At 67.8% G+C, this 24,022-nt stretch carries 26 protein-coding genes; 14 read left to right on the forward strand and 12 right to left on the reverse strand.

The window, feature by feature from the left end; all coding sequences use genetic code 11:
- Positions 1-2: 2 nt before the first annotated feature.
- From LZ686_RS04375 to purC, 6 genes are all read right to left on the reverse strand, one after another.
- Positions 3-827 (reverse strand): ABC transporter permease, encoded by an 825-nt coding sequence (locus LZ686_RS04375; protein WP_349547091.1) that lies wholly within the window; start codon positions 825-827, stop codon positions 3-5.
- Positions 824-1,705, reverse strand: coding sequence for an ABC transporter permease (locus LZ686_RS04380; RefSeq protein WP_045981982.1), 882 nt, complete (start codon positions 1,703-1,705; stop codon positions 824-826). The genes LZ686_RS04375 and LZ686_RS04380 overlap by 4 nt, the downstream gene beginning before the upstream one ends.
- Before the next feature lie 50 nt (positions 1,706-1,755).
- Complete coding sequence (locus LZ686_RS04385; protein ID WP_045981983.1) at positions 1,756-2,490, reverse strand: transporter substrate-binding domain-containing protein; 735 nt, start codon at positions 2,488-2,490, stop codon at positions 1,756-1,758.
- Between the two features lie 23 nt (positions 2,491-2,513).
- Complete coding sequence (locus tag LZ686_RS04390) at positions 2,514-3,311, reverse strand: ABC transporter ATP-binding protein (protein WP_127899034.1); 798 nt, start codon at positions 3,309-3,311, stop codon at positions 2,514-2,516.
- A gap of 93 nt (positions 3,312-3,404) precedes the next feature.
- Complete coding sequence (gene purS / locus LZ686_RS04395) at positions 3,405-3,644, reverse strand: phosphoribosylformylglycinamidine synthase subunit PurS (protein WP_045981985.1); 240 nt, start codon at positions 3,642-3,644, stop codon at positions 3,405-3,407.
- Between the two features lie 14 nt (positions 3,645-3,658).
- A complete protein-coding gene (gene purC / locus LZ686_RS04400; protein WP_045981986.1) occupies positions 3,659-4,420 on the reverse strand; it encodes a phosphoribosylaminoimidazolesuccinocarboxamide synthase in 762 nt (253 codons plus the stop codon).
- A 131-nt stretch (positions 4,421-4,551) separates the two neighbouring features.
- On the opposite strand from purC, the gene LZ686_RS04405 reads away from it, so the two are divergent.
- From LZ686_RS04405 to LZ686_RS04415, 3 genes are all read left to right on the forward strand, one after another.
- Positions 4,552-4,866: a DUF1476 domain-containing protein gene (locus LZ686_RS04405; RefSeq protein ID WP_046001099.1), complete on the forward strand. Its 315-nt coding sequence runs from the start codon at positions 4,552-4,554 to the stop codon at positions 4,864-4,866.
- A 172-nt stretch (positions 4,867-5,038) separates the two neighbouring features.
- Entirely contained in the window at positions 5,039-5,197 is a 159-nt protein-coding gene (locus tag LZ686_RS04410; protein WP_349547092.1) for a hypothetical protein, read from the forward strand.
- Between the two features lie 12 nt (positions 5,198-5,209).
- Complete coding sequence (locus LZ686_RS04415) at positions 5,210-5,581, forward strand: cytochrome b (RefSeq protein ID WP_349547122.1); 372 nt, start codon at positions 5,210-5,212, stop codon at positions 5,579-5,581.
- Here LZ686_RS04415 and LZ686_RS04420 read toward each other — a convergent pair.
- The 3 genes from LZ686_RS04420 to LZ686_RS04430 are packed head-to-tail and all read right to left on the reverse strand — an operon-like array spanning position 5,578 to position 7,801.
- Positions 5,578-6,876 (reverse strand): MATE family efflux transporter, encoded by a 1,299-nt coding sequence (locus tag LZ686_RS04420; protein ID WP_349547093.1) that lies wholly within the window; start codon positions 6,874-6,876, stop codon positions 5,578-5,580. The two genes, LZ686_RS04415 and LZ686_RS04420, sit on opposite strands and share 4 nt — an antisense overlap.
- Positions 6,873-7,373 carry a PaaI family thioesterase gene (locus tag LZ686_RS04425; RefSeq protein ID WP_042247551.1) on the reverse strand — a complete coding sequence of 167 codons (501 nt, stop codon included), beginning with the start codon at positions 7,371-7,373 and terminating at the stop codon, positions 6,873-6,875. Before LZ686_RS04425 ends, LZ686_RS04420 begins: the two co-directional genes overlap by 4 nt.
- Before the next feature lie 2 nt (positions 7,374-7,375).
- The gene (locus tag LZ686_RS04430) at positions 7,376-7,801 is read right to left on the reverse strand and encodes a PaaI family thioesterase (RefSeq protein WP_045981990.1); all 426 of its coding nucleotides are present in this window, start codon (positions 7,799-7,801) and stop codon (positions 7,376-7,378) included.
- A gap of 162 nt (positions 7,802-7,963) precedes the next feature.
- On the opposite strand from LZ686_RS04430, the gene LZ686_RS04435 reads away from it, so the two are divergent.
- The 11 genes from LZ686_RS04435 (at position 7,964) to LZ686_RS04485 (ending at position 20,553) form a co-directional block, all read left to right on the forward strand.
- The gene (locus LZ686_RS04435; protein WP_206692757.1) at positions 7,964-8,311 is read left to right on the forward strand and encodes a MerR family transcriptional regulator; all 348 of its coding nucleotides are present in this window, start codon (positions 7,964-7,966) and stop codon (positions 8,309-8,311) included.
- A gap of 106 nt (positions 8,312-8,417) precedes the next feature.
- Positions 8,418-8,810, forward strand: coding sequence for a MerR family transcriptional regulator (locus tag LZ686_RS04440; protein WP_045981991.1), 393 nt, complete (start codon positions 8,418-8,420; stop codon positions 8,808-8,810).
- Positions 8,811-8,821: 11 nt separating this feature from the next.
- On the forward strand, positions 8,822-10,600 hold the full coding sequence (locus LZ686_RS04445; protein ID WP_349547094.1) for an acyl-CoA dehydrogenase C-terminal domain-containing protein: 1,779 nt from the start codon (positions 8,822-8,824) through the stop codon (positions 10,598-10,600).
- A gap of 273 nt (positions 10,601-10,873) precedes the next feature.
- The gene (locus tag LZ686_RS04450) at positions 10,874-11,515 is read left to right on the forward strand and encodes a glutathione S-transferase family protein (protein WP_304614104.1); all 642 of its coding nucleotides are present in this window, start codon (positions 10,874-10,876) and stop codon (positions 11,513-11,515) included.
- Positions 11,512-12,723: an acetyl-CoA C-acetyltransferase gene (locus LZ686_RS04455; RefSeq protein WP_127899040.1), complete on the forward strand. Its 1,212-nt coding sequence runs from the start codon at positions 11,512-11,514 to the stop codon at positions 12,721-12,723. The genes LZ686_RS04450 and LZ686_RS04455 overlap by 4 nt, the downstream gene beginning before the upstream one ends.
- An 11-nt stretch (positions 12,724-12,734) precedes the next feature.
- Positions 12,735-14,906 carry a 3-hydroxyacyl-CoA dehydrogenase NAD-binding domain-containing protein gene (locus tag LZ686_RS04460; RefSeq protein WP_349547095.1) on the forward strand — a complete coding sequence of 724 codons (2,172 nt, stop codon included), beginning with the start codon at positions 12,735-12,737 and terminating at the stop codon, positions 14,904-14,906.
- Between the two features lie 167 nt (positions 14,907-15,073).
- Positions 15,074-16,258 carry a toxic anion resistance protein gene (locus LZ686_RS04465; protein WP_148911923.1) on the forward strand — a complete coding sequence of 395 codons (1,185 nt, stop codon included), beginning with the start codon at positions 15,074-15,076 and terminating at the stop codon, positions 16,256-16,258.
- Positions 16,258-17,274, forward strand: a complete 1,017-nt coding sequence (locus tag LZ686_RS04470; protein WP_349547096.1) for a DUF2927 domain-containing protein — start codon at positions 16,258-16,260, stop codon at positions 17,272-17,274. The genes LZ686_RS04465 and LZ686_RS04470 overlap by 1 nt, the downstream gene beginning before the upstream one ends.
- 51 nt (positions 17,275-17,325) lie before the next feature.
- Positions 17,326-18,444: an SPFH domain-containing protein gene (locus LZ686_RS04475; RefSeq protein WP_349547097.1), complete on the forward strand. Its 1,119-nt coding sequence runs from the start codon at positions 17,326-17,328 to the stop codon at positions 18,442-18,444.
- Between the two features lie 7 nt (positions 18,445-18,451).
- Complete coding sequence (locus LZ686_RS04480; protein WP_046001110.1) at positions 18,452-19,618, forward strand: TFIIB-type zinc ribbon-containing protein; 1,167 nt, start codon at positions 18,452-18,454, stop codon at positions 19,616-19,618.
- 23 nt (positions 19,619-19,641) lie between these two features.
- Positions 19,642-20,553 (forward strand): carbohydrate kinase family protein, encoded by a 912-nt coding sequence (locus tag LZ686_RS04485; protein WP_304613600.1) that lies wholly within the window; start codon positions 19,642-19,644, stop codon positions 20,551-20,553.
- A 94-nt stretch (positions 20,554-20,647) separates the two neighbouring features.
- Here the strand turns inward: LZ686_RS04485 and hflX are convergent, their stop codons facing one another.
- The 3 genes from hflX to LZ686_RS04500 form a co-directional block, all read right to left on the reverse strand.
- Positions 20,648-22,039: a GTPase HflX gene (gene hflX / locus LZ686_RS04490; RefSeq protein WP_295166471.1), complete on the reverse strand. Its 1,392-nt coding sequence runs from the start codon at positions 22,037-22,039 to the stop codon at positions 20,648-20,650.
- Positions 22,040-22,273, reverse strand: coding sequence for an RNA chaperone Hfq (gene hfq, locus LZ686_RS04495; RefSeq protein ID WP_042250201.1), 234 nt, complete (start codon positions 22,271-22,273; stop codon positions 22,040-22,042).
- Between the two features lie 114 nt (positions 22,274-22,387).
- Positions 22,388-24,019: a TrkH family potassium uptake protein gene (locus LZ686_RS04500; protein ID WP_045982008.1), complete on the reverse strand. Its 1,632-nt coding sequence runs from the start codon at positions 24,017-24,019 to the stop codon at positions 22,388-22,390.
- Positions 24,020-24,022: the final 3 nt, after the last annotated feature.

A 24,022-nucleotide genomic window follows, 5' to 3' on the forward strand; every position in this document is an offset into this window, starting at 1 on the left:
GATTATCTCATCAACTGGGGACGGTACCGGACGCGGCTGGTCGCACCCGGCAGATGCCGGTTCAGCCGCCTGTTCACCCTGCCGAAAAGCCAGATCAATGCCAAGGTGGCAGCGATGAAATAAGCGGCGGCAATGGGATAGGCGACAAAGGGGTTGAAGGTCCGGTCGGCGAAGTAGCTGGCATAGTACAGCGCGTCGCCCTTTTGCTGGAACGCCGGAAAGCCGCTGAAATAGACCAGCGTCGTGGCGTGGAACAGGAAGATCGCCTCGTTCGTGTAGCTGGGCCAGGCCAGGCGCAGCATGGTGGGCCAGACGATCCGCCGGAACCGCTTCCAGCCGGTCAGGCCATAGGCGTCGGCGGCCTCGACCTCTCCCTTGGGGACCGACATCAGCGCGCCGTGAAAGATCTGCGCGCTGTAGGCCGCGGTGTTCAGGATCAGCACGATCAGCGCCCCGGCCCAGGCCCGCGTCAGCCAGCTGGTCTGGATGGTCATCCCCAGGACGTCGATGCCCGCCCGCGGCAGCAGCACCAGCGATTCATAGGCGATGAAGAACTGGATGAACAACGGACTGCCGCGGAAGACGAAGATGAAGGCATTCGCGGGCTTGCGCAGCCAGGGGGTGGCACTGGCCTTGGCCAGCGCCACGCCCGTCGCGATGAAGAAGCCGACCGACAACGCCAACACTGCAAAATACAGGTTCCAGATCAGGCCCGACCCGATCAGCACCGCCTGCTGGCACAGGTCATATCCCTCGCGCGGCAACAGCCGTTCGCCATAGCCGATCGAGCGCAGGGCATAGTCCTGGATGGTCTGCACGCAGCTCATGCCGGGGCTCCCTTGCGCTCGGCCTCGCCGCCAAGCGTGGCCTGGCCGCGCGACAGCCGCCGCGTGACGCGGCCCAGCACGCGTTCCGAGATCCAGGTCATGCCCAGATAGAACACCAGGATCGCCAGGAAGTAATACAGCCGCCAGTCCGGATGCGGATAGGTGAAGGCGCTGGTCTTGGAGCCGCCCAACTCGCGCGCCCAATAGACGATGTCCTCGACCCCCAGCAGGAACAGAAGCGGCGTGGCCTTGATCAGGATCATCCACAGGTTCGACAGGCCCGGCAGGGCATAGGTCCACATCTGGGGGATCAGCACGCGGCGGTTCACCTGCGCGGGCGACATGCCATAGGCCTCGGCCGTTTCCAGCTGGGCGCGAGGCACGGCGGCCATGGCGCCGGACAGCACGTTCGCGGCAAAGGCACCGAAGACGATCGAGAAGGCGATGACCGCCAGGAAGATGCCATAGACGTCATGCACCCAGGGCGCGGCATCGTTCAGCGGCAGCTTGGCCGCGGCGCACACGACGAAATCGTTGCCCTGCCGGACGGGCGCATCGCTGTCGCACAGGACCTGATGGCGCACCCATTCGAAGCCCTGGTCCAGCGCGATCGGCACGAACAGGAAGAAGATGATGTCCGGCACGCCCCGCACCATCGAGGTGTAGATCCCCCCGAACCACCGCAGCGGCGCGATGCGCGAGCGGCTGGCCATGGCGCCGCCAAAGCCGAACAGCAGCGCGATGGGCGCGGTGATCGCCAACAGCAGAAGCACCGTCCCGAAGCTGGCATAGAACAGCAGATGCGTGCCCGATGTCAGGTAGCACGACAGCCAGGCAAGCCCCTGCAGCAGGGACGGATCGGTGCAATATGCGAACATGGGACTTCCCGAAGGGCCGCCGCGGCACGGGTCCGCGGCGGCAGGTCAGATCATTCGAACAGCAGCGCGTCGTCGCCGAACCACTTCTTGATCATGTCGTTCAGGCTGCCGTCTTCCTTCATCGCGGTGATCTGCGCGTCGAACTTCTCCAGCAGCTCGGTGTCGGACTGGCGCAGGCCCATGCCGATGCCCTCGCCCAGGGCGACGCGGTCCATGCCCTCGACCCAGACCAGCTCTCCGCCGGATTCCTCGACGATGGGGGCCAGGAAGTCGCGGTCGGCCAGGATCGCGTCGGCCTCGCCGTTGCGGACGGCGGCGACGGCCTGGTCGGGGTTCGGGAACTCGATCAGCGTCGCGCCGCTCTCGGCGACATAGCCGGCCTGGATGGTGCTGGTCTGGGCCGCGACGATGCCGCCCTCGACGTCGACGTCAGCCGCCAGCGCCGCATAGGCCGACGGCGTCGGCGGGGTGTAGGGCTGGGTGAAGGCGATGACTGCCTGGCGTTCGGCGTTGATGTTCATGCCGGCCATGATCGTGTCATAGTTCGACGAGACCAGGTTCGGGATGATCGAATCCCAATCGTTGCGCACCCAGGTGCAGTCCAGCTCGGCGCGCTTGCACAGCTCGTTGCCCAGCTCGATCTCGAAGCCGGTGACCTCGCCGGTGGCGTCGTCGATGAAGTTGTAGGGGGCATAGGCGCCTTCGGTGCCCATGCGGATGGTCTGGGCCTGGGCCAGGCCCGCGGTCAGCATCAGCGCGGCGGCCGCGATCGTCAGGGATTTCATTCGGGGTCTCTCCTGTTGGTTTCTTATGTCGCCATGGTCGCGGACAGGAACTGGCGCAGACGGTCGGTCTGCGGGTTCCCGAACAGGCGATCCGGCGGGCCTTCTTCGCAGACCACGCCCTGATGCAGGAACACGACGTGATCGCTGACATCGGCGGCCAGCCGCATGTCATGGGTGACCAGGATCATCGTGCGATGCTCTCCGGCCAGATCCTTGATGACGCGGACGACCTCCTGCTGCAGCTCGGGGTCCAGCGCGCTGGTGGGTTCGTCGAACAGCAGCGCCTTGGGCTGCATGCACAGCGCGCGGGCAATGGCGGCACGCTGCTGCTGGCCGCCCGACAGCTGTGCGGGCCAGGCGTCCGCCTTGTCGCCGATGCCGACCTTGGCCAAGAGGTCGCGGGCGCGGGCCTCGACGGCGGCGCGATCCTCGCCCAGCACGGTGACCGGGGCCTCCATCACGTTCTGCAGGATCGTCATGTGGGCCCACAGGTTGAACTGCTGGAACACCATGGACAGGTTGGTGCGCATCCGCGTGACCTGGGCGCGGTCGGCGGGATGGCGGCCCTGCCCCTGCCCCTTCCAGCGGACCGGTTCGCCCTCGAACAGGATCTCTCCGGCCTGGCTGTTCTCCAGCAGGTTGCAGCAGCGCAACAGCGTGGACTTGCCCGACCCGGACGACCCGATCAGGCTGACCACATGGCCGCGCGGGGCGGTCATGGACACGCCCTTAAGGACGTCAAGCGGACCATAGGACTTGTGCAACCCGTTGATCGAAATGACCGGGGCGGCGCTGTGAGGGGTCGGGGTCTGGTTCATCATCCGCACATTGGGCGTCAAACGCGCGCGTTTTGCAACGGGGTGCAGGGGGCAACCTGCCGATAAGGGCAGGCTGCCGCAGCGTCAGCCGAACGCTTACGCAATCTCGATCGAGTATTTCTCGATCACGGTGTTGGCCAGCAGGCCCTCGCACATCCTGGCGACCTCGGCCCGGGCCGCCTCGGCGTCGGTGGCGGCCAGGTCCAGCTCGATCAGCTTGCCCTGGCGGACGCCGGTGACGTCCTGGTGGCCAAGCCCGCCCAGGGCATGGCGGATCGCCTCGCCCTGGGGGTCCAGGACGCCGTCCTTCAGCATGATGGTGACACGTGCTTTCATGGCGGCAGTCCCTCTCAGTTGATCGCGGTCGGTTTCAGGCTGGTCGTGTTGGCGGGCATCAGGCCCAGCCGGCGCGCCACCTCGGTATAGGCGTCGGTCAGGTTGCCCAGGTCGCGGCGGAACACGTCCTTGTCCAGCTTCTGCCCGGTCTTGACGTCCCACAGCCGGCAGCTGTCGGGGCTGATCTCGTCGGCCACGATCAGGCGCATGAAATCGTTGTCCCAGACGCGTCCGACCTCGATCTTGAAATCGATCAGCTTGATGCCGGCGCCGTAGAACACCCCCGACAGGAAGTCGTTCACCCGCAGCGCCAGGCTGACGATGTCGTCCAGGTCCTGCTGGGTCGCCCAGCCGAAGGCGATGATGTATTCCTCGGACACCATCGGGTCGCCCAGCTCGTCGTTCTTATAGCTGTATTCGACGATGGGCCGCGGCAGGGCCGTGCCCTCCTCCAGCCCAAGGCGCTTGGACAGCGACCCGGCCGCGAAATTGCGCACGATCACTTCCAGCGGGATGATTTCGACCTGGCGGATCAGCTGCTCGCGCATGTTGATGCGGCGGATGAAGTGGTTCGGGACGCCGATATTCGTCAGCCCGTTCATGAAGAACTCGGACAGGCGGTTGTTCAGCACGCCCTTGCCTTCGATGGTGGCGCGCTTCTGCGCGTTGAAGGCGGTCGCGTCATCCTTGAAGTACTGGATCAGCGTGCCGGGTTCCGTGCCCTCGTAGAGGATCTTGGCCTTGCCTTCGTAAACTTTCTTGCGCCGCGGTGCCATGGGCCCACCGTCCTTTCGCATGTCCCTGAAGATGCCGCTTACCCCGGATTGCCGGTCGGGGGCAATACGAGCCTTGCGACAAGGCATGCCGATGGGCATATCTTGTCCCAGACGCCGCACAGGAGGGCCCGATGACCACGTTCAACGATCGAGAGCGCGCCTACGAATCCAAGTTCGCCCATGACGCCGACCTGCGCTTCAAGGCCGAGGCGCGCCGGAACCGCCTGCTGGGCGAATGGGCGGCCGGACAGCTGGGCAAGACTGGCGACGACGCCCGCGCCTATGCCATGACCGTCGTCAGTGCCGATTTCGCCGAGCCCGGAGAGGAGGACGTCTTCCGCAAGGTCGAGGCCGACCTGACAGGCGTCGCCGATGCCGAAACGATCCGCGCGCAGATGGCCCGCCTGATGGACGAGGCCCGTCGCCAGGTCATCGACGAGACCTGAGCCGCCATCGTCAGCAGACCGGATCAGGGGGGCATCGCGCCCCCCTTTTCCATTCCTGCACGCGCGGAAGGCAGCCGGGGTCAAGCTTTGGTGACCCGGCATTTTTGCCGTCGCGTTCCTGCCGAACCGTGGGATGAAAGGGTCTGCCCTATCAGCGACAGGATGCCGGAACATGCTTTGGGACAATCAGGACCGCTATGGAGCCGTGACCCGGACGCTTCACTGGGGAATCGCCGCCCTGATGGCGTGGCAGTTCGGCGGCATGCTGTCCGAAAGCCTGCTGGGCGACGAGGCGCCCCTGGCCGTCGCACTGACCGCCAACCACACCTAGGTCGGAACCATCCTGTTCGTGCTGATCGTCCTGCGCGTGGTCTGGGCCGCCCTTAACCGTGATCGTCGCCCGCCGCGCCGGGCGGACCTGCTGGGCCATGCGGCAAGGCTGGGGCATGTCGCGCTCTATGCGCTGATGCTGGCGGTTCCCTCGGCGGCGCTGCTGCGGGCCTGGGGCGGGGAACGGGGCTTTGCGCCCTTCGGGTTCCAGATCTTTGCGCCGCGCGCCCCGGACCAGGTCGTCAAGACCGCCACCGACATCGGGTCGAACTTTCATGGAGAGTTGGCCTGGGTGATGGGCGTGCTGATCCTGGGCCATATCGCGATGGCGCTGTTCCACCAGATCGTGCTGCGAGACCGCCTGCTGCGCCGCATGGCAGGCTAGGCGGCCGCGGCCTCGGCATTGGGATAGCGGCGCAGCATCGTCACCGCGCGGGCCAGGTTCAGCGCCATCAGCGCCGCCCACAGGCCGTGGTTGCCACAGAAGGGCGGCAGGATCAGCACGCAGGCCGCGAAAACCGCCACCGAGCGGATCATCGCGTTGCGCATGTCCCGCGTCAGCGTGGCCCCGATGAAGATGCCGTCCAGCATCCAGCCCGCCACCCCGATCAGGGGCGCCAGCGCCAGCCAGGGCAGATAGATCCGCGCCGCCTGCCGAACCGCGTCCGAGGTGGTCAGCAGATCGATGATCGCGCCCCCCGCGACGATGAAGACCAGCCCCATCACGACCGCACCCCCCAGCCCCCAGGCCGAGGTCAGCAGCGACGCCCGCCGCACCCGGTCCGGCCGGCGCGCGCCCACGGCCTGTCCCACCAGGCTTTCGGCGGCAAAGGCGAACCCGTCCAGCGCATAGGCGGTCAGCGCCACGAACTGCAGCAGCACCTGGTTCGCGGCCAGCGGCACGTCGCCCTGCCCCGCCCCCAGGAACAGGAAGCTGGTCATGCAGCCCTGCAGCAGGACCGACCGGATCATGATGTCGCCGTTCACCCGCGCCAGCCGCGTCAGCCGGTCGCGCGCCCACAGCCCCGCCGCGCGGCGCGCCTGTCCCAGCACGTGCCGGGCCAGCCACAGGCCCAGCGCCACGCCGGACAGTTCGGCGATCAGGGTGGCCCAGGCGACGCCCGCCACGCCCAGCCCCAGGCCCAGCACGAACCACACATCCAGCGCGACGTTCAGCCCGTTCTGCAACAGCTGCAGCCCCAGCACCGCACGGGTGCGTTCGACCGCGATCAGCCAGCCGGTGATCGCGTACAATCCGATGGTCGCAGGCGCCCCCCAGATGCGGATCGCCAGATAGTCGCGCGCCAGCGCCTCGACCGCATCCGAGGCGGGGGCCAGCCGGAAGGCCGCCCAGAAGATCGGCGCCTGCAGCGCGATGAAGACCAGCCCCGCGGCGGCGGCGATGGCCAGCGCGCGCAGCAGATGGGCGCCGACCTCGGGCGCGTCGCCCGCGCCATGCGCCTGCGCCACCAGACCGGACGTGCCCATGCGCAGAAACCCGAACACCCAGTAGATGGACGTCAGGATGATCGCGCCGATCCCCACCGCACCGATGGCCTGCGGCTGGCCCAGCTGGCCCACCACGCCGGTATCGACCAGCCCCAGCAACGGCACCGTCAGGTTGGACAGCACGATGGGCACCGCGATCTGCAGCACCCGGCGGTGGGTCAGCAGGCTCAAGGCTGCGGCATCAGGAAGTGACCGGTGGCCTGGGCAATCAGGCGGGCGCGGTTGTCCTGCCACGCCTCGACATGGACGGACGCATAGCGGCGTCCCGACCGCACCACGCGGGCGCGGGCATAGGCGTCGCGCGGCAGGCCCGAGCGCAGGTAGTCGACGGTGAAATCGATGGTCTTGGGCAGCCGCGGCAGGCTGTCGGGAACGGCCGCGTCGGGGGCGATGCGGCCTGATTCCAGATCCTCCCACATCGCGGCCCAGCCCAGCTCGATGATCGCCGTGACCTCCAGGAAGGCCGCGGTGACCCCACCATGGATCGCAGGCAGCATCGGGTTGCCGATCAGCTTGTCGTCATAGGGCAGGATCGCGGTCAGTTCGTCCCCGCGCCGGTCGAAGCGGATGCCCAGCCAGGTCATGTAGGGCACGCCGGTGACCATCGCCGCCAGGGCCGAATCGCGGCGCGACTTGATCTGGTGCAGGGGTTCGTTGCGGTCGCCCATGATCACCGCTCCGCCGTGAAGGCGCCGGTGGCGGCGGCGACGGGATTGGCCTCGTCCTCGTCCAGGGCCACGGCGCGCAGGAAGGCCACGCTGCGGGTCATGTGATAGCATTCGGCCCGCGCGGTGATCCGCTGCCCCGGCGTCGCGGCCCGCATATAGTCGATGCGCAGGTCGATCGTCGCGGTCGATCGCGGGTTCGTCGGATGCGCCATCACCGCCGCCCCGCAGCAGGTGTCCATCAGCGCCGAGACGACACCCCCGTGGATCACCCCGGTGCGCGGATCGCCGACCAGGTGTTCGGCCCAGGGCATGCTGATCGTGGCGCGGCCCGCGCCGATCTCCTCGACCCGCATGCCCAGGGCGCGCGCATGGGGGATCGCCTCGATGAACTGCTGGGCGATGCGGGCGTGATCGTCGGGATCGGTCATGGAGCGTCCTTCTTTGCGCGAGGGGTAGCGTCCGGTCGGGACCCGGATCAAGCCCCGGCACGCGATTCGGTTGAGAAAGGATGCGGCTGCGCTTAGGTTGACGCCAAGGGAAATCTTCCAGGGAGGTGCCGGGTGACCGAAGACCGCATCAGCTTCAAGGACATGTGCGCACGGTTCGAGGTGACGCCCCGCACGCTGCGCTATTACGAATACATCGAACTGCTGCAGCCCCGAAAGGAAGGCCGCGCCCGGTTCTATGGCCCGCGCGAGGTCGCCCGCATGACCCTGATCCTGCGCGGGCGGCGCTTCGGCTTCAGCCTGGAGGAGATCCGCCAGTGGCTGCAGATCTATGACAAGAAGGGCTCTCGCGAGCAGTACCAGGTCTGGATCGACATGGCCGACCGCCAGCTGGCCGTGCTGGACGGGCAGATCGCCGACCTGACGGCGGCGCGGGCGGACCTGGACCAGCTGCGCCAGACCACCGTGGCCGAACTGGCCAAGATGGGCTGACGCGGCGGCACGCGCCCTTGTGACGCCGCGTCCTGCTTACGTTCGCGTCAACTTGGGGCTATGTTCAGGGAAGGACGGAAAGCCGGTTTGAGGAGGAGCCGCACCCATGTCCGAAGATCTGATGACCATCCGCCAGATGTGCGACGCCTTTGACGTGACCCCGCGCACGCTGCGGTTCTACGAGGCACGAGAGCTGATCTTTCCCCAGCGCCGCGGCCAGCACCGGCTGTATGACCGGCGCGACCGGGCCCGGCTGATCCTGATCCTGCGCGGCAAGCGCTTCGGGTTCAGCCTGGAACAGATCCGCCAGCTGCTGCAGCTGTACGAACCCGGCGGCACGAACCGCGCGCAGATCGCGGCCACGATCGATGTCGGCCGCGACCGCCTGGCGGACATGGAACGGCAATATGCCGAACTGAGCGAGGCGATCGCCGACCTTCGCCAGCAGATCTCGGATGCCGAGGGCCGGCTTTCCGCAGCCCCCACAGAACAGCCGTAAAGGATCCCGACATGCCTTCGTACACGCCCCCGATCCGCGACCTGCAGTTCGTCCTGCACGACGTTCTGATGCTGTCGCAATCCGACCTGCCCGGCCATGACGAACTGGCCCCCGACTTTACCGAGGCCGTGCTGGAAGCCGCCGGCAAGCTGTCCGCCGAGGTGCTGGCGCCCCTGAACCTGTCCGGCGACCAGGAGGGCTGCGTTCTGGAGAATGGCGTCGTCCGCACGCCCAAGGGCTTCCGCGAGGCGTTCGAGCAGGTCAAGGAGGGCGGCTGGACCGCGCTGGACTGCGACCCCGAATACGGCGGTCAGGGCATGCCCTACACGATGGGCGTGGCCACCGGAGAGATGTTCGTGTCGGCCAACATGGCCTTCAACATGTACCAGGGCCTGACCCACGGCGCCTATTCCGCGATCCACGCTCACGGCACCGACGACCAGAAGCAGACCTATCTGCCCAAGATGGTCAGCTGTGACTGGACCGGCACGATGAACCTGACGGAACCGCATTGCGGCACCGACCTGGGCCTGCTGCGCACCAAGGCGGAACCGCAGGATGACGGCAGCTACCTGATCACGGGCCAGAAGATCTTCATTTCGGCCGGTGATCACGACATGGCCGAGAACGTCGTCCACCTGGTCCTGGCCAAGGCACCCGGCGGCGGCGAGGGCACCAAGGGCATCAGCCTGTTCATCGTGCCGAAGTTCCTGGTGAACGCGGACGGCTCTCTGGGCGATCGCAACGGCGTGTCGGTGGGCGCGCTGGAGCACAAGATGGGCATCCACGGCAACGCCACCTGCGTGATGAATTACGATAGTGCGAAGGGCTGGCTGCTGGGCGACCTGCACAAGGGCATGCGTGCCATGTTCACCATGATGAATGAGGCCCGCTTGGGTGTGGGCCTGCAGGGCTATGCCGCGGCCGTGCCCGCCTATCAGAACGCCCTGGCCTATGCTAAGGACCGCCTGCAGGGCCGCGCGGTGACCGGCGCGCAGAACCCGGCCGGGGCCGCCGATCCGCTGATCGTGCATCCCGACATCCGCCGCAGCCTGCTGGACCAGAAGAGCTTCATCGAGGGCGCCCGCGCCCTGGCGCTCTGGGGCGCGCATCTGATCGACCGCGGCCACCTGGCCGGCGACAAGGATGCCGAGGGGCTGGTGTCGCTGATGACCCCGGTCATCAAGGGCTTCCTGACCGACAAGGGCTTCGAGGCGACGGTCCTGGCCCAGCAGGTCTTCGGCGGCCACGGTTATGTCGAGGAATGGGGCATGAGCCAGTTCGTCCGCGACGCCCGCATTACCATGATCTACGAGGGCGCGAACGGCGTGCAGGCGCTGGACCTGGTCGGCCGCAAGCTGGCCCAGGATGGTGGCAAGCATGTGATGGCCTTCTTCGACATGGTCAAATCGTTCTGCAAGGAACAGTCCGGCAATCAGGCACTGGCGGCCGACTTCATCGAACCGCTGAAGGCCGCGTCCAAGGACCTGCAGGCGGCGTCCATGTTCTTCATGGAGCGCGGCATGAAGAACCCGAACGATGCGCTGTCGGGCAGCTACGACTTCATGCACCTGTTTGGTCACGTGACCCTTGGGTACATGTGGGCCCGGATGGCGGTCGCCGCACAGGCGGCGCTGGATGCGGGCACCGCGGACCCGGCGTTCCACAAGACCAAGCTGGCAACCGGCCGCTACTACATGAAACGGCAGCTGCCGATGACCGCCACGCATCTGGCCCGCATCCAATCCGGAGCAGCCACGGTGATGGAGCTGGAGGCAGAAGCCTTCTGATCCGGCAGCAAGGGCGGAGAGGTCGGATTGGGTATTTTTGCAAAGAAGAAGCAGGATGCGCCCCGACTTCTCCCGATTGTTGTCGGGTCAGGCGTTGTCGGCCCACAGGCCGGGGCGACTTCTCCTTTGGCGGTCATCGGCTCCCCAGCCTGTACCGCAGGACCAGACTAATGCCGTTCAGTTGAAGAAGTGGTTAACGCCGCTTCTTCTTTGCCCAAATACCCCGCGGGGGGTCCGGGGGGGCGCGCAGCCCCCCGGCGTCGAGGAGGAAAGATGACCGCGCAACTCTGGTGCTTCGGCGAATCCGGGAACGCCTACAAACCGGCCCTGACGATGCAAGTGGCGGGCTATGACTGGCAGCCCGTCTATGTCGATTTCTTTAACGGAGAGGGGCGCAGCCCCGCATTTCGGGCGCTGAACCCGATGGGCGAGGTCCCGGTGTTCCGTGAGGGCGATGTGACCCTGACCCAATCGGCCGTTATCCAGCTGCATGTCGCGGAACGCACCGGCCGGTTCCTGGGCAGCGACCGCAACGAGACGCTGCGCTGGCTGATGTTTGACAACCACAAGGTCTCGGGCCAGGCGGGACCGGCGCGGTTCCTGTTGAACTTCCTGCCCGCGGACAAGCGGCCGGCAGGGGCCGCGGAATACCTGCAGGGACGGCTGAAAGGGGCCTATCAGGTGCTGGACGCGCATCTGGCGGACCGCGACTGGGTCGCACCCGGCGGCCCGACCATCGCCGATTTCGCGCTGTGCGGTTACCTGTACTATCCCGAGCCCTTCGGCTTTGACCGCAAGGATTGGCCCCATATCGATCGCTGGCTGGACGGCATCGCCGCCCTGCCCGGCTGGAAACACCCCTATGATCTGATGCCCGGCAACCCATCCGACCGGGCGCCCAAGGAGGACACATGACCGACGCATTCATCTATGACGCCGCCCGCACGCCGCGCGGCAAGGGCCGCCCCGATGGCAGCCTGCACGAGGTCACCTCGCTGGCGCTGTCGGCGCGCCTGCTGAACGCCGTCAAGGACCGCAATGGGCTGGAAGGCCACGCGGTCGAGGATGTCATCTGGGGCAACGTGACCCAGGTCAAGGAACAGGGCGGCTGCCTGGCGCGCAGCGCCGTGCTGGCATCGGACCTGGACCAGAGCATTCCCGGCCTGTCGATCAACCGCTTCTGCGCGTCTGGCATGGAGGCCGTGAACCTGGCCGCCAACCAGATCAAGGGCGGCGCGGGCCAGGCCTATATCGCCGGCGGGGTCGAGATGATGGGCCGCGTTGCCATGGGCAGCGACGGGGCGGCCATCGCGGTCGATCCGGGACTGGCCATGCGGTCGTACTTCGTACCGCAGGGGATCAGCGCCGACATCATCGCGACCGAATACGGCTTCAGCCGCGCGGATGCCGATGCGCTGGCGCTGGAAAGCCAGCGCCGCGCGGCGCAGGCCTGGGCCGACAACCGCTTTGCCAAATCCATCGTCCCGGTGCTGGACCAGAACGGCCTGACCATCCTGGATCGCGACGAATACATGCGCCCCGGCACCACGGCGGACGATCTGGCCAAGCTGCGCCCGGCCTTCAAGGAGATGGGCGAGATGATGCCCGGCTTTGACAAGGTCGCGATGCTGAAATACCCGCACCTGACCCATGTCGATCACATCCACCATGCCGGCAACAGCAGCGGCATCGTCGACGGCGCCGCCGCCGTGCTGATCGGGAATGCGGAATTCGGGCAGGCGCATGGCCTGAAGCCCCGCGCGCGCATCCGCGCCACCGCCAAGATCGGCACCGACCCCACGATCATGCTGACCGGCCCGGTTCCCGTGACCGAGAAGATCCTGAAGGACAGCGGCCTGTCCATCGGCGACATCGACCTGTTCGAGGTGAACGAAGCCTTCGCATCCGTGGTGCTGCGCTTCATGCAGGCCTTCGACGTGGACCATTCCAAGGTCAACGTGAACGGCGGCGCAATCGCCATGGGCCACCCCCTGGGCGCGACCGGCGCGATCATTATCGGCACCCTGCTGGACGAGCTTGAGCGGCAGGACAAGACCATGGGTCTGGCGACCCTGTGCATCGCGTCCGGCATGGGCGCGGCCACCATCATCGAACGCGTGTGAGGAGCCCGGACATGACCGATTTCACGATGGAGAAAGGCGCCGACGGCGTCGCGGTGATCACCTGGGACGTGCCGGGCAAGTCGATGAACGTGCTGTCGATGGACGGCGCGACCGCCCTGAACGGGCTGATCGACGACGCACTGGCCGACGATGCCGTCAAAGGCATCGTCATCACCAGCGGCAAGAAGGATTTTGCCGCCGGGATGGACCTGAAGGTCATCGCGGGCATGAAGGACGCGAACGGCGCGCAGGGCGTGTTCGACGGCGTGATGACGCTGCACCACCTGCTGCGCAAGATCGAGCTGGCGGGCATGGACCCCAAGACCAAGAAGGGCGGCAAGCCGATCGCCAGCGCCCTGCCCGGCACCGCGCTTGGCATCGGGCTGGAGTTGCCGCTGGCGACGCATCGCATCTTTGCAGCCGACAATGCCAAGGCCAAGATCGGCCTGCCCGAGATCATGGTCGGCATCTTTCCCGGCGCCGGCGGCACCACCCGCCTGACGCGCAAGCTGGGCGCCATGATGGCCGCACCCTTCCTGCTGGAAGGCAAGCTGTCGGACCCCAAGAAGGCGAAGTCGGCCGGGCTGATCGACGAGGTCGTCGAAGACCCGCTGGCCGCCGCCAAGGCCTGGGTGCTGGAGGCCAAGGAGGCCGACCTGGTCAAGCCGTGGGACGCCAAGGGCTACAAGATGCCGGGCGGAGAGCCGTTCCACCCGGCGGGTTTCATGACCTTCGTGGGCGCCTCCGCGATGGTGCATGGCAAGACGATGGGCGTCTATCCGGCGGCCAAGGCGCTGCTGTCGGCGGTCTATGAGGGGTCGATGGTACCCTTTGACCAGGCGCTGAAGATCGAGGCGCGCTGGTTTACCAACGTGCTGATGAACCCCAGCAGCACCGCGATGATCCGCAGCCTGTTCATCAACAAGGAAGCCCTTGAGAAGGGCGCGAACCGTCCCGAGGCCCCCGACCAGACCGTGCGCAAGGTCGGCATCCTGGGCGCGGGCATGATGGGCGCGGGCATCGCCTATGTCAGCGCCATGGCCGGGATCGAGGTCGTGCTGATCGACGCGGCCCAGGACAGCGCTGACCGCGGCAAGGCCTATTCCACGGGCCTTCTGGACAAGGCCATCAGCCGCAAGAAATCGACCGAGGAGAAGAAGGCCCAGGTGCTGGACCGCATCACCGCCACCACGGACTACGCCGCGCTGGAGGGCTGCGACCTGATCGTCGAGGCGGTCTTCGAGGACCCGTCGGTCAAGGCCGAGGTGACGAAGAAGGCCGAGGCCGTGATCCCGCATGACGCAATCTTTGCCACCAACACGTCGACCCTGCCGATCAGCGATCTGGCGAAAGCCAGCGCGCGCCCCGAACAGTTCATCGGCATCCACTTCTTCAGCCCAGTCGACAAGATGCTGCTGGTCGAGATCATCAAGGGCCGCGAAACCGGTCCCGTGGCGGTCGCCAAGGCGCTGGATTTCGTGCGCCAGATCCGCAAGACCCCCATCGTCGTGAACGACGAACGGTTCTTCTATGCCAACCGCTGCATCATCCCCTATATCAACGAAGGCATCCGCATGGTGGCCGAGGGCGTGAACCCCACGCTGGTGGAAAACGCCGCAAAGATGATGGGCATGCCCCTGGGTCCGCTGCAGCTGGTCGACGAGACCTCGATCGACCTGGGCGTCAAGATCGCCAAGGCGACCAAGGCCGCGATGGGCGACGCCTATCCCGACGGCGCGGTCGACGACGTGCTGTTCTGGATGGCCGATCAGGGCCGGATGGGACGCAAGGGCGGCGCGGGCTTCTATGCCTATGAGGACGGCAAGCGGCAGGGCCTGTGGGAGGGTCTGGACGCGCAGTACCCGCGCAGCGCCGATCAGCCCGACCTGCACGAGATCCAGCACCGCCTGATGTTCGCCCAAAGCCTGGAGGCCGTGCGTGCGCTGGAGGACGGCGTGCTGGAGGACATCCGCGAAGGGGATGTGGGCGCCATTCTGGGCTGGGGCTTTGCGCCCTGGTCAGGCGGTCCCTTCGGCTGGCTGGACATCCTGGGCGCGCAGAAGGCGGTCGAGATCTGCGACCGGCTGGAGGCCGCGCACGGTGCCCGCTTCAAGGCGCCGCAGATGCTGCGCGACATGGCCGCCAAGGGCGACAGCTTCTACGGGCGCAAGGCCGCGGCCTGACACCCCCGGATGGGCCGCGCTTGTGGCCCATCCGCACCATCCGCTGTGTCCGCCCTGCCATGTGACGAAACTTTCCGGTCTGGCCGTCGTTGAAGCCGCGGAAATTAGTCATATGCTGCGACAACGGAACCGCCCGACGGGCGGATGGCCGTAAAGGGGACATGCCGATGAGTGACGAGACGAAACGCCGCGCCGAAGCTGCCCAGGCCCAGATCGAGGCGATCGCCTCGGCCCCGCTGCCCGAGCCTGCTCCTGCGGCGCAGTCCCTGTCCGATGCCGACCCCGCCGTCCAGGCCCAGATCCGCGCCCGCATGGCCGAGATCGACCTGAAGGACAGCAATTCCATCCTCCGCTTCGGCACCCGTGCGCAGGCCGATCTGCAGCAGATCAGCCAGTCCATGCTGGCCGATGTCAAGGCCAAGGAGGTCGGCCCGGCCGGCGACAGCCTGCGCGAGGTCGTGACCACGATCCGCGGATTCTCGACCAGCGAGCTGGACATGCGCCGCAGCCGCAGCTGGTGGGAAAAGCTTTTGGGCCGGTCGGCGCCCTTTGCCAAGTTCGTGGCGAATTATGAACAGGTCCAGACCCAGATCGACCGCATCACGGCCGAGCTGGAGGGGCACGAGCAGAAGCTGCTCAAGGACATCAAGTCGCTGGACATCCTGTATGACCGCACGTTGACCTTCTATGACGAGCTGGCCCTGTACATCGCCGCCGGCACCGAAAAGCTGGCCGAGCTGGACCGCGAGACTATCCCCGCCAAGGAGGCCGAGCTGGCCGCAAAGGCGCAGCCCGACCAGGTGATCGAGGCGCAGGAGCTGCGCGACCTGCGCACCCTGCGCGACGACCTGGAACGCCGCGTCCACGACCTGAAGCTGACGCGCCAGGTGACGATGCAGTCGCTGCCCTCGATCCGGCTGGTGCAGGAGAACGACAAGTCGCTGGTCACCAAGATCAACTCGACCCTGGTGAACACGGTGCCCCTGTGGGAGACGCAGCTGGCCCAGGCCGTCACCATCCAGCGCAGCGCCGAGGCCGCCCGCGCGGTCAAGGAGGCCAACGACCTGACCAACGAGCTGCTGACGCGCAACGCCGACAACCTGCGTCAGGCGAACGCCCAGATCCGGGCCGAGACCGAGCGCGGCGTCTTTGACATCAAGGCGGTTCAGACCGCCAACGCCCAACTGATCGCCACGATCGAGGACAGCCTGCGCATCGCCGACGAAGGTCGCTCGCGGCGCGCCTCGGCCGAAACCGAACTGGTGCGGATGGAGGCCGAACTGCGCGATGCGCTGGCGGCGGCATCCTCGCGGCAGCCTGCGGCCGTCACCGGCCCCGGCGGGCGGCGCTGATGCGGCGCCTGGCTGCCCCCGCCCTGGGATTGGCGCTGCTGCTGGGCGGCTGCGCCCCCGACCCGTTCACGGACACGCCCGGCTCTCCGCGCCCGCAGGCACGCCCCGAGGCGGCCTCGGCCGCGCAAAGCCAAGCCGAGTTGCGCCGCGCGCGGGCCGAGCGCAACCGCGCCGCGAATGCCGTTGCGCGCCAAGCCTCGGCCTCGCCCAGCCAAGCCAGCCAGTCACAGCGCGACTATTATGCCGCGGCGGAACGGCGGCTGGTGGCGCAGGGTCGCCTGCGCCGCGACCGGACCCCGCTGGACGCGCCGATCGACGCCGAGATCCTGACCCGCAACTTCATCGACATCGCGCTGCGCGACGAATACAGCCAGACCGACGGCGGGCTGGTCTCTCAGTCCCGCGCGGCGCCCCTGCGCCGCTGGCAGGGTCGGGTGCGGATGCAGCTGGAATTCGGCGCCTCGACCGACATGGCCGCCCGCCCCGCCTGGCGGTCGGAGGTCGCAGATTTCGCGGGCCGCCTGTCGGACGCCACGCGCCATCCCGTGTCGCTGACGGCCGAGGGCGGCAACTTCACCATCCTGGTCCTGACCGAGGATGAGCGCCGGGCCATCGGCCCGCGCCTGGCCCAGCTTGTGCCGGGCATCCCGGCGCAGGACGTGTCGATCATGACCGACCTGCCCGCCGCGATCAGTTGTGCGGTCTTCGCCTATTCGCAGGGGGCGGCCGCCGACTATGCCCGCGCCGTGGCGGTGATCCGGGCCGAACTGCCGCCACTGCTGCGCACGTCCTGCATCCACGAGGAGCTGGCGCAGGGAATGGGGCTGGCCAATGACAGCCCCGGCGCGCGTCCGTCGATCTTCAACGACGACGAGGAGTTCGCGCTGCTGACGCGCCATGACGAGCTGCTGCTGCGGATCCTCTATGATCCCCGCCTGCGTCCCGGCATGTCCGAGGCGGAGGCCGCGCCCATCGTCCGCCGCATCGCGACCGAGCTGCTGGGCGAGAACGCTTGATCCCGTCCCCGGCCCGCCCCTAGAAAGGGGCGAGGTCAGCGGGAGGCACCTATGTCCATCTTCGACATCCTGGGCGGCGAATTCATCGAGATCATCGAATGGACGGCCGACGACCGCGACACGATGGTCTGGCGCTTCGACACGGTCGGGCGCGCGATCAAGTATGGCGCCAAGCTGACCGTCCGCGAGGGTCAGGCCGCCGTCTTCGTCCATGAGGGCCAGCTGGCCGACGTGTTCGGCCCCGGCCTGTACCTGCTGGAGACGAACAACCTGCCGGTGCTGACGCGCCTGCAGCACTGGGACCACGGCTTTCGCAGCCCCTTCAAGTCCGAGGTCTATTTCGTCAGCACGACCCGCTTCAACGATCTGAAATGGGGCACCCGCAACCCCATCATCGCACGCGACCCCGAATTCGGCCCGGTCCGCCTGCGGGCCTTCGGCACCTATGCGATGCGCGTGGGCGACCCCGCCCGGTTCATGTCCGAGATCGTCGGCACCGATGGCGACTTCACCCGCGACGAGATTACCTTCCAGATCCGCAACGTGATCGTGCAGGAGTTTTCCCGCGCCATCGCCGCGTCGAACATTCCCGTTCTGGACATGGCCGCAAACACCGACCAGCTGGGTGCGCTGGTCGCCAAGGCCATCGCCCCGGTGATCGAGGCCTATGGCCTGGTCCTGCCGGAATTCTACATCGAGAACATCAGCCTGCCCGCCGAGGTCGAGGCGATGCTGGACAAGCGCACCAGCATGGGGATCATCGGCGATCTGGATCGTTTCGGCCAGTATGCCGCGTCCGAGGCCATGCTGGCGGCCGCGCGGAACGAGGGGGGCGCCGGTGCCGGCCTGGGCGCCGCGATGGGGGCCGCCATGGGCGCCACGATGCGCGGACCCTGGGGCGCCGTGCCCTCGGCCGCCCCACAGCCCGCAGCGCCGCCTGCGGCCCCGCCGCCCCTGCCCGGCGGCACGGCACCACGCTGGCATGTGGCCATCGACGGCGCGGCCTCGGGGCCCTTTGCGCAATCCGACCTGCTGCGGCTTGTGGCCGAGGGGCGCCTGACCCCTGCCACGCTGGTCTGGACCGAAGGCCAGGATGGCTGGCTGGAGGCCGGTCAGGTTCCGGCCTTGGCCGCCATCCTTGGTGCGACGCCGCCGCCCCTGCCGCGCTGAGGACCGGATGATCCCGGCCGAACACCGCTTTCCCTGCGGACAATGCGGAGCCAGCCTGACCTTTCGCCCCGGCCAGCAGGAGCTTGTCTGCGACTGGTGCGGCCACCGCCAGGCCATCGGCCCCGGCCCCGCCCGCGCGCCGGGGCGCAAGGCCGATGACAGCAGCGCCGACCCCGCTCTGCAATGGTCCGAGGGCCCGCGCGCGCCGGGCCCCGCGCTTCGCGAGATCCCCCTGGCCGAGGGGCTGGATCTGTCCCAGGGTGCCGCGGACATCGTGCAGACCGTCCGCACCCTGTCCTGTCCGAACTGCGGGGCACAGGTCGATCTGGACGCCGACCATCACGCCAGCGCCTGCCCCTTCTGTGCAACGCCGGTCGTTACCGACACCGGCCCCACCCGCCGCATCAAGCCGCAGGGGGTGATGCCCTTTACCCTGACCGAGGCGCAGGCCCGCGCCGCGATGAAGGCATGGCTAGGCAGCCTGTGGTTTGCGCCGTCCGGCCTGACGGCCTATGCGCGCAAGGATCGGCGGCTGAGCGGGATCTATTCCCCCTTCTGGACCTTCGACGCCGACACGACGTCGCGCTATCGCGGCCAGCGGGGCGATGCGTATTACGTCATGGTGCAAAGCACCCAGACCGTGAACGGCCGGACGCAGACGGTCAGCCGCCAGGAACGCCGCATCCGCTGGACCCCGGTGTCGGGTCAGGTCGCGCGCCAGTTCAACGACGTGCTGATCCCCGCATCGACCGCGCTGCCGCCGCGCTTCTCCGAGGCGATGAAGCCCTGGGACCTGTCGGCCGTGGCGGAATACGACCCCCGCTTCCTGTCGGGGTTCGAGGCCGAGGGGTACACCGTCCCCCTGGCGGACGGTCACGGGGCTGCGCGCCAGCAGATGGCGCAGGTCATCCACCAGGACGCCCGCCGCAGCATCGGCGGCGCGGAACAGCGCGTCGATCACGTCGACAGCCGCTTCGTGAACGAGACCTTCAAGCACGTGCTGCTGCCGATCTGGGCGGCGGCCTATCGCTACAACGGCGCAAGCTACCGCTTCGTGGTCAATGGCCAGACCGGCAAGGTCATGGGCGAACGCCCGTATTCGGCATGGAAAATCGCCGGGGCCGTCGCCGTGGCACTGGTAGCGTTAGCAGCCATCCTGTATCTGACCCAATAGGGCCGAACCAAGGGGGACCGACCATGATCCTGTGCGCAGGCGAATCGCTGATCGACATGGTGCCGTCCGACGGCACCTTCCGCCCGCTGGCCGGCGGCGCGGTCTACAACACCGCCATCGCGCTTGGGCGGCTTGGCCAGGACACGGGCTATCTGTGGCCGATCAGCCGCGACCCCTTCGGCGACCAGATCCTGCGGCCGCTGGCCGAGGCCGGGGTGAACACCGACCTGTGCCCCCGCACCGACCGGCTGACCACGCTGGCGCTGGTGACGCTGACGAACGGCGAGGCGCGCTACTCCTTCTACGACGAGGGCTCCGCCGGGCGGATGCTGCTGCCCGAGGATATCGGGCCGCTGCCTGATACCGTGACCGCGCTCTTCGCCGGCGGCATCAGCCTGGTGCCCGACCCCTGCGGCGGCACCATCGAGGCGCTGATCGCGCAGCATCACGACCGCCTGCCGGTGATGATCGATCCCAACATCCGGCCGTTCTTCATCACCGATGCGGGCGCCTATCGTGCGCGGCTGGCACGGCTGATGCCCATGGCCGATATCGTCAAGCTGTCGGCCGACGACCTTGAATGGCTGCACCCCGACCTGTCGCCCGAAGACGCCGCCCGCGCGGTGCTGGCCACCGGCCCCAAGCTGGTCCTGCAGACCGGAGGAGAGGCCGGCGCCAAGGCGATCTGGGCCGGAGAGACAGTCCACGCCCCCGCCGTGCGCGCCACCGTGGCCGACACGATCGGCGCGGGCGACACGTTCAACGCGGGCGTGCTGGCCTCGCTGGACCGCCAGGGCCTGCTGACCAAGGACGCCATCGCGGCGATCACCCCCGCCCAGATCCACGCGGCGCTGACGCTCGGCGCGCAGGCCGCCGCCGTCACCGTCTCGCGCCCCGGCGCAAACCCGCCCTGGTCACACGAAATGCCTGCCTGATCTGGGGGAGGGTCCGGGAGGGGCGCAGCCCCATCCCGGCGGGGGGGGTGCGGGGGGCTGGCCCCCCGCCCTTCCGTCGCGGGACGCAAGGGGCTCAGTCCGCCGGGTGCCACCCGCCGCTGCGCGGCTCTTCGGGTTCGTCATCCTCGTCGGCCTCGGTGGCCGTGCCGGTGAACGCCTCGAACGCGCCTTTCTGCCGCGCGGTCCAGCGCAGATCCAGATGCAGCCCGTCCTCGCCTGCCTCCTCGCGCTCGACCACACCGGCCTCGTGCAGCCAGGCACGGCTGCGCCCATCGGCAAAATCCAGCACCACCTGCCCCTCCACGCGCGGCTCGTCCAGAACCTCGCCCAGCTGACGGTCGATGGCGGCGATCAGGTCGTCCAGCCCCTCGCCCGACAGGGCGCTGACCGCCTGCACGCCCTCGGTGCGAGCATCGGTGCGACGCAGGGCCGCCCGGGTGTCGTCGCCTAGGGCGTCGATCTTGTTCCAGACCTCGATCGCGGCGACGTCCTCGTCCACGCCCAGGCTGTCCAGGATCGCGGCCACGTCATGGGCCTGCTCCTCGGTCTCGGGGTGGCTGATGTCGCGCACATGCAGGATCAGGTCGGCCTCCAGCACTTCCTCCAGCGTGGCGCGGAAGGCCGCGACCAGTTCGGTCGGAAGATCGCTGATGAAGCCCACCGTGTCCGACAGGATCACCTTGCGCCCCGAATTCGCGCCCTGCGCGTCAGGCAGGCGGATCGCCCGCATGGTGGGGTCCAGCGTCGCGAACAGCATGTCCTTGACGAACACGTCCGCCCCGGTCAGCCGGTTGAACAGCGTCGATTTCCCGGCGTTGGTGTATCCCACCAGCGCGACGATCGGATAGGGCACCTTCGCACGCGATGCGCGGTGCAGGCTGCGGGTCTTGACCACGCGGTCCAGCTGCCGGCGCAGGCGCGTCATCTGGTCGTCGATGGCGCGACGGTCGGCCTCGATCTGCGTCTCGCCGGGACCGCCCACGAAGCCCAACCCGCCGCGCTGACGCTCCAGGTGGGTCCAGGCACGAACCAGCCGCGTGCGCTGATAGGACAGCGCCGCCAGCTCGACCTGCAGGACGCCCTCGCGGGTGCGGGCACGGTCGGCAAAGATCTCCAGGATCAGCCCGGTCCGGTCCAGAAGCTTGACGCCCCAGTCCTTCTCCAGGTTGCGCTGCTGGACCGGGGTCACCGGCCCGTCGATCAGCACCAGTTCGACCTCAAGCGCCTCAAGGCGCTCCTTGATCTCGGCCAGCTTGCCCTTGCCGAACAGCTTGCCGGCATTGGGCTCGCGCAGGTTGGCGACCTCGGATCCGACCATCTCGATGCCCGGCAGGGCCAAGGCCAGCGACACGGCCTCGGCCAACGCATGCTCGGGCTCGCGCCGTTGGGTACGGGCGCGGCCCAGATCGGGGTGGATCACATAGGCGCGTGTCGGCTTGGCTGCGGTTTCCGTCAGTTCGGCCAATCAATCCTCGCCTTCGTACAGGGTGATGGGTTGGCCCGGCATGATCGTGCTGATCGCATGCTTATAGACCAGTTGCGACTGTCCGTCGCGGCGCAGCAGGACGCAGAAGTTGTCGAACCAGGTGATGACGCCTTGCAGCTTGACACCGTTGATCAAAAAGATGGTGACGGGCACCTTGGCCTTGCGGACATGGTTCAGGAACGCATCCTGCAGGTTCTGCTTGTCGCCAGCCATTTGTTTATCGTCCGTTTTTCACTGTCCCTGTCCGTTCAACATCTAAGCCGATGCCCCACCCCATGCAAGCATGGCGGATTTCGCGAAAACGCGAAGGCAACATTTGGGCCACACCTAGCGGCGCCAGAACTCCGGAGAGAACAGCGCCAGCACCGCCAGCGTCTCGATCCGGCCCAGGACCATCGCGCAGGCCAGCACCGCCTTGGTGAAATCGGGCAGGCCCGACCAACCCTCCCACGGCGCGGAGGCGATGCCGGCGGTACCTTCGAAGGCGGGCGTCAGGGGAATGGCGCTGGCCAGCGGGCCGGCATTGGTCAGCGCGGCGATGGACAGGATGGTCGCGGTCTCGAACTCGATGGCGTGGATGGACACCAGGCTGACCACCAGCGCGATCGAAATCGCGAACAGCATAAAGAAGATGAAGGCCAGATAGGCGCCTTCGCGACGCAACCTGCGGGCGATTCGCCCGCCGCCGGACACGGAATGGGGGTGGATGATCCGCTCCATCTCGCGCTGGCCGTGGGTGGCCAGCGCATAGACGCGCAGCAGCTTGACGCCCCCCGCGGTCGTGGCGATCCCACCCCCCATCAGTGCCAGCCCCGCCAGGACCAACCCCGGCGCGTCCAGCCCCGACCAGGACCGCGCCCCCGCCCAGGCGACAGAGGTCCAGCCGGTCGTGGTCAGATAGCTCAGCGCGCTGAACATGCTGCCCCACATGGCCGACAGGGCGCGCCCGACCTCGGCCATGCCGGTCGGATCGGGGGGCGCCGCGCGGTCGACCTCGATCGCTCCCAGGAAATGGCGCAGGAACAGCATCACGCCGACCCCCAGGACCAGGCCCAGCGCCATGCGCAGTTCGGGGTCCTCGATCAGCCGCTCGGTCGCGCGCAGTTCCGCGCCCCCGGGCCAGAAGCGCCGTGACAGGGCGGGGATCAGGAAGATAAAGACCAGCATCTCTCCGGGAATGCCCGAAGCCTCGCCCGACGGCCCGATCACCGGAGAGATGCCCGACGTCGACAGCGTCCCCATCGCCCGCGTCAGCGCCACGAAGGACGGATCGCCCAGCATCAGCAGCCCCACCCACAGCACCAGCGTGAAGCCCAGATAGAGCGGGCCCACCTGCAGCGCGGCGCGGCCCAGCCGGCTGGCGGGATCCGCCAGCTGCGTGTCGAAGCTGGGATCGGACAGGTGCAGGACCGGGCGGCGCGGCTGGTCCGACGGCGGCAGGTGCTCGCGGTATTCCTCGCGGCCATAGGGGTTCGACATGATCTCGAACCCGCCGACGCGCAGCGGCGCCAGGATCGCGACCGCCGCCACCAGCACGAAAAAGCCCCCCATCCAGCCCACCATCGACCGCCACAGATGCAGCGGCAGCGGCAGCAGGTCGGCCGAATAGAGCGACGCCCCGGTGGTGGTCAGCGACGACACCATCTCCCACCAGGCGTTGAAGAACCCCGTGTCGGGCTGGCTTTCCGCAAAGGGCACGGCCAGCAGCAGCGGCAGCAGCCCATAGACCCCCAGCATCAGCAGCAGCATCTCGCGCGCGGTCTGGCCGCGGGGGTTGGCCTGCGCCGCAAGCCCGATCAGCCCGCAGAAGGTCAGCGTCAGCAGCGCCGCATAGAAGAAGTTGCGCGCGATTGCGGCGTATCCCGTGACCGAGGCAAAACCCGCGGGCGCCAGCATCAGCACCGCCGCCAGCCCGACCAGCAGCACCAGCAGCGGCATCCGCAGAAGAAAGCCCGTCATCCC

It is taken from the genome of Paracoccus sp. NFXS7 (assembly GCF_040148865.1).
Classification (GTDB): Bacteria; Pseudomonadota; Alphaproteobacteria; order Rhodobacterales; family Rhodobacteraceae; genus Paracoccus; species Paracoccus marcusii.

Coding starts and splice junctions, on each gene's coding strand:
- LZ686_RS04425 (WP_042247551.1), bottom strand. CDS start 7,373: ATGGGCGACCGCAACGAACCCCTGCACCAGATCAAGTCGCGCCGCGAT.
- purC (WP_045981986.1), bottom strand. CDS start 4,420: ATGGCACCGCGGCGCAAGAAAGTTTACGAAGGCAAGGCCAAGATCCTC.
- LZ686_RS04485 (WP_304613600.1), top strand. CDS start 19,642: ATGATCCTGTGCGCAGGCGAATCGCTGATCGACATGGTGCCGTCCGAC.
- purS (WP_045981985.1), bottom strand. CDS start 3,644: ATGAAAGCACGTGTCACCATCATGCTGAAGGACGGCGTCCTGGACCCC.
- LZ686_RS04445 (WP_349547094.1), top strand. CDS start 8,822: ATGCCTTCGTACACGCCCCCGATCCGCGACCTGCAGTTCGTCCTGCAC.
- hfq (WP_042250201.1), bottom strand. CDS start 22,273: ATGGCTGGCGACAAGCAGAACCTGCAGGATGCGTTCCTGAACCATGTC.
- LZ686_RS04435 (WP_206692757.1), top strand. CDS start 7,964: ATGTGCGCACGGTTCGAGGTGACGCCCCGCACGCTGCGCTATTACGAA.
- LZ686_RS04410 (WP_349547092.1), top strand. CDS start 5,039: ATGCTTTGGGACAATCAGGACCGCTATGGAGCCGTGACCCGGACGCTT.
- LZ686_RS04500 (WP_045982008.1), bottom strand. CDS start 24,019: ATGACGGGCTTTCTTCTGCGGATGCCGCTGCTGGTGCTGCTGGTCGGG.
- LZ686_RS04375 (WP_349547091.1), bottom strand. CDS start 827: ATGAGCTGCGTGCAGACCATCCAGGACTATGCCCTGCGCTCGATCGGC.
- LZ686_RS04380 (WP_045981982.1), bottom strand. CDS start 1,705: ATGTTCGCATATTGCACCGATCCGTCCCTGCTGCAGGGGCTTGCCTGG.
- LZ686_RS04390 (WP_127899034.1), bottom strand. CDS start 3,311: ATGATGAACCAGACCCCGACCCCTCACAGCGCCGCCCCGGTCATTTCG.
- LZ686_RS04430 (WP_045981990.1), bottom strand. CDS start 7,801: ATGACCGATCCCGACGATCACGCCCGCATCGCCCAGCAGTTCATCGAG.
- LZ686_RS04455 (WP_127899040.1), top strand. CDS start 11,512: ATGACCGACGCATTCATCTATGACGCCGCCCGCACGCCGCGCGGCAAG.
- LZ686_RS04440 (WP_045981991.1), top strand. CDS start 8,418: ATGTCCGAAGATCTGATGACCATCCGCCAGATGTGCGACGCCTTTGAC.
- LZ686_RS04460 (WP_349547095.1), top strand. CDS start 12,735: ATGACCGATTTCACGATGGAGAAAGGCGCCGACGGCGTCGCGGTGATC.
- LZ686_RS04470 (WP_349547096.1), top strand. CDS start 16,258: ATGCGGCGCCTGGCTGCCCCCGCCCTGGGATTGGCGCTGCTGCTGGGC.
- LZ686_RS04480 (WP_046001110.1), top strand. CDS start 18,452: ATGATCCCGGCCGAACACCGCTTTCCCTGCGGACAATGCGGAGCCAGC.
- LZ686_RS04385 (WP_045981983.1), bottom strand. CDS start 2,490: ATGAAATCCCTGACGATCGCGGCCGCCGCGCTGATGCTGACCGCGGGC.
- LZ686_RS04475 (WP_349547097.1), top strand. CDS start 17,326: ATGTCCATCTTCGACATCCTGGGCGGCGAATTCATCGAGATCATCGAA.
- LZ686_RS04465 (WP_148911923.1), top strand. CDS start 15,074: ATGAGTGACGAGACGAAACGCCGCGCCGAAGCTGCCCAGGCCCAGATC.
- LZ686_RS04450 (WP_304614104.1), top strand. CDS start 10,874: ATGACCGCGCAACTCTGGTGCTTCGGCGAATCCGGGAACGCCTACAAA.
- LZ686_RS04405 (WP_046001099.1), top strand. CDS start 4,552: ATGACCACGTTCAACGATCGAGAGCGCGCCTACGAATCCAAGTTCGCC.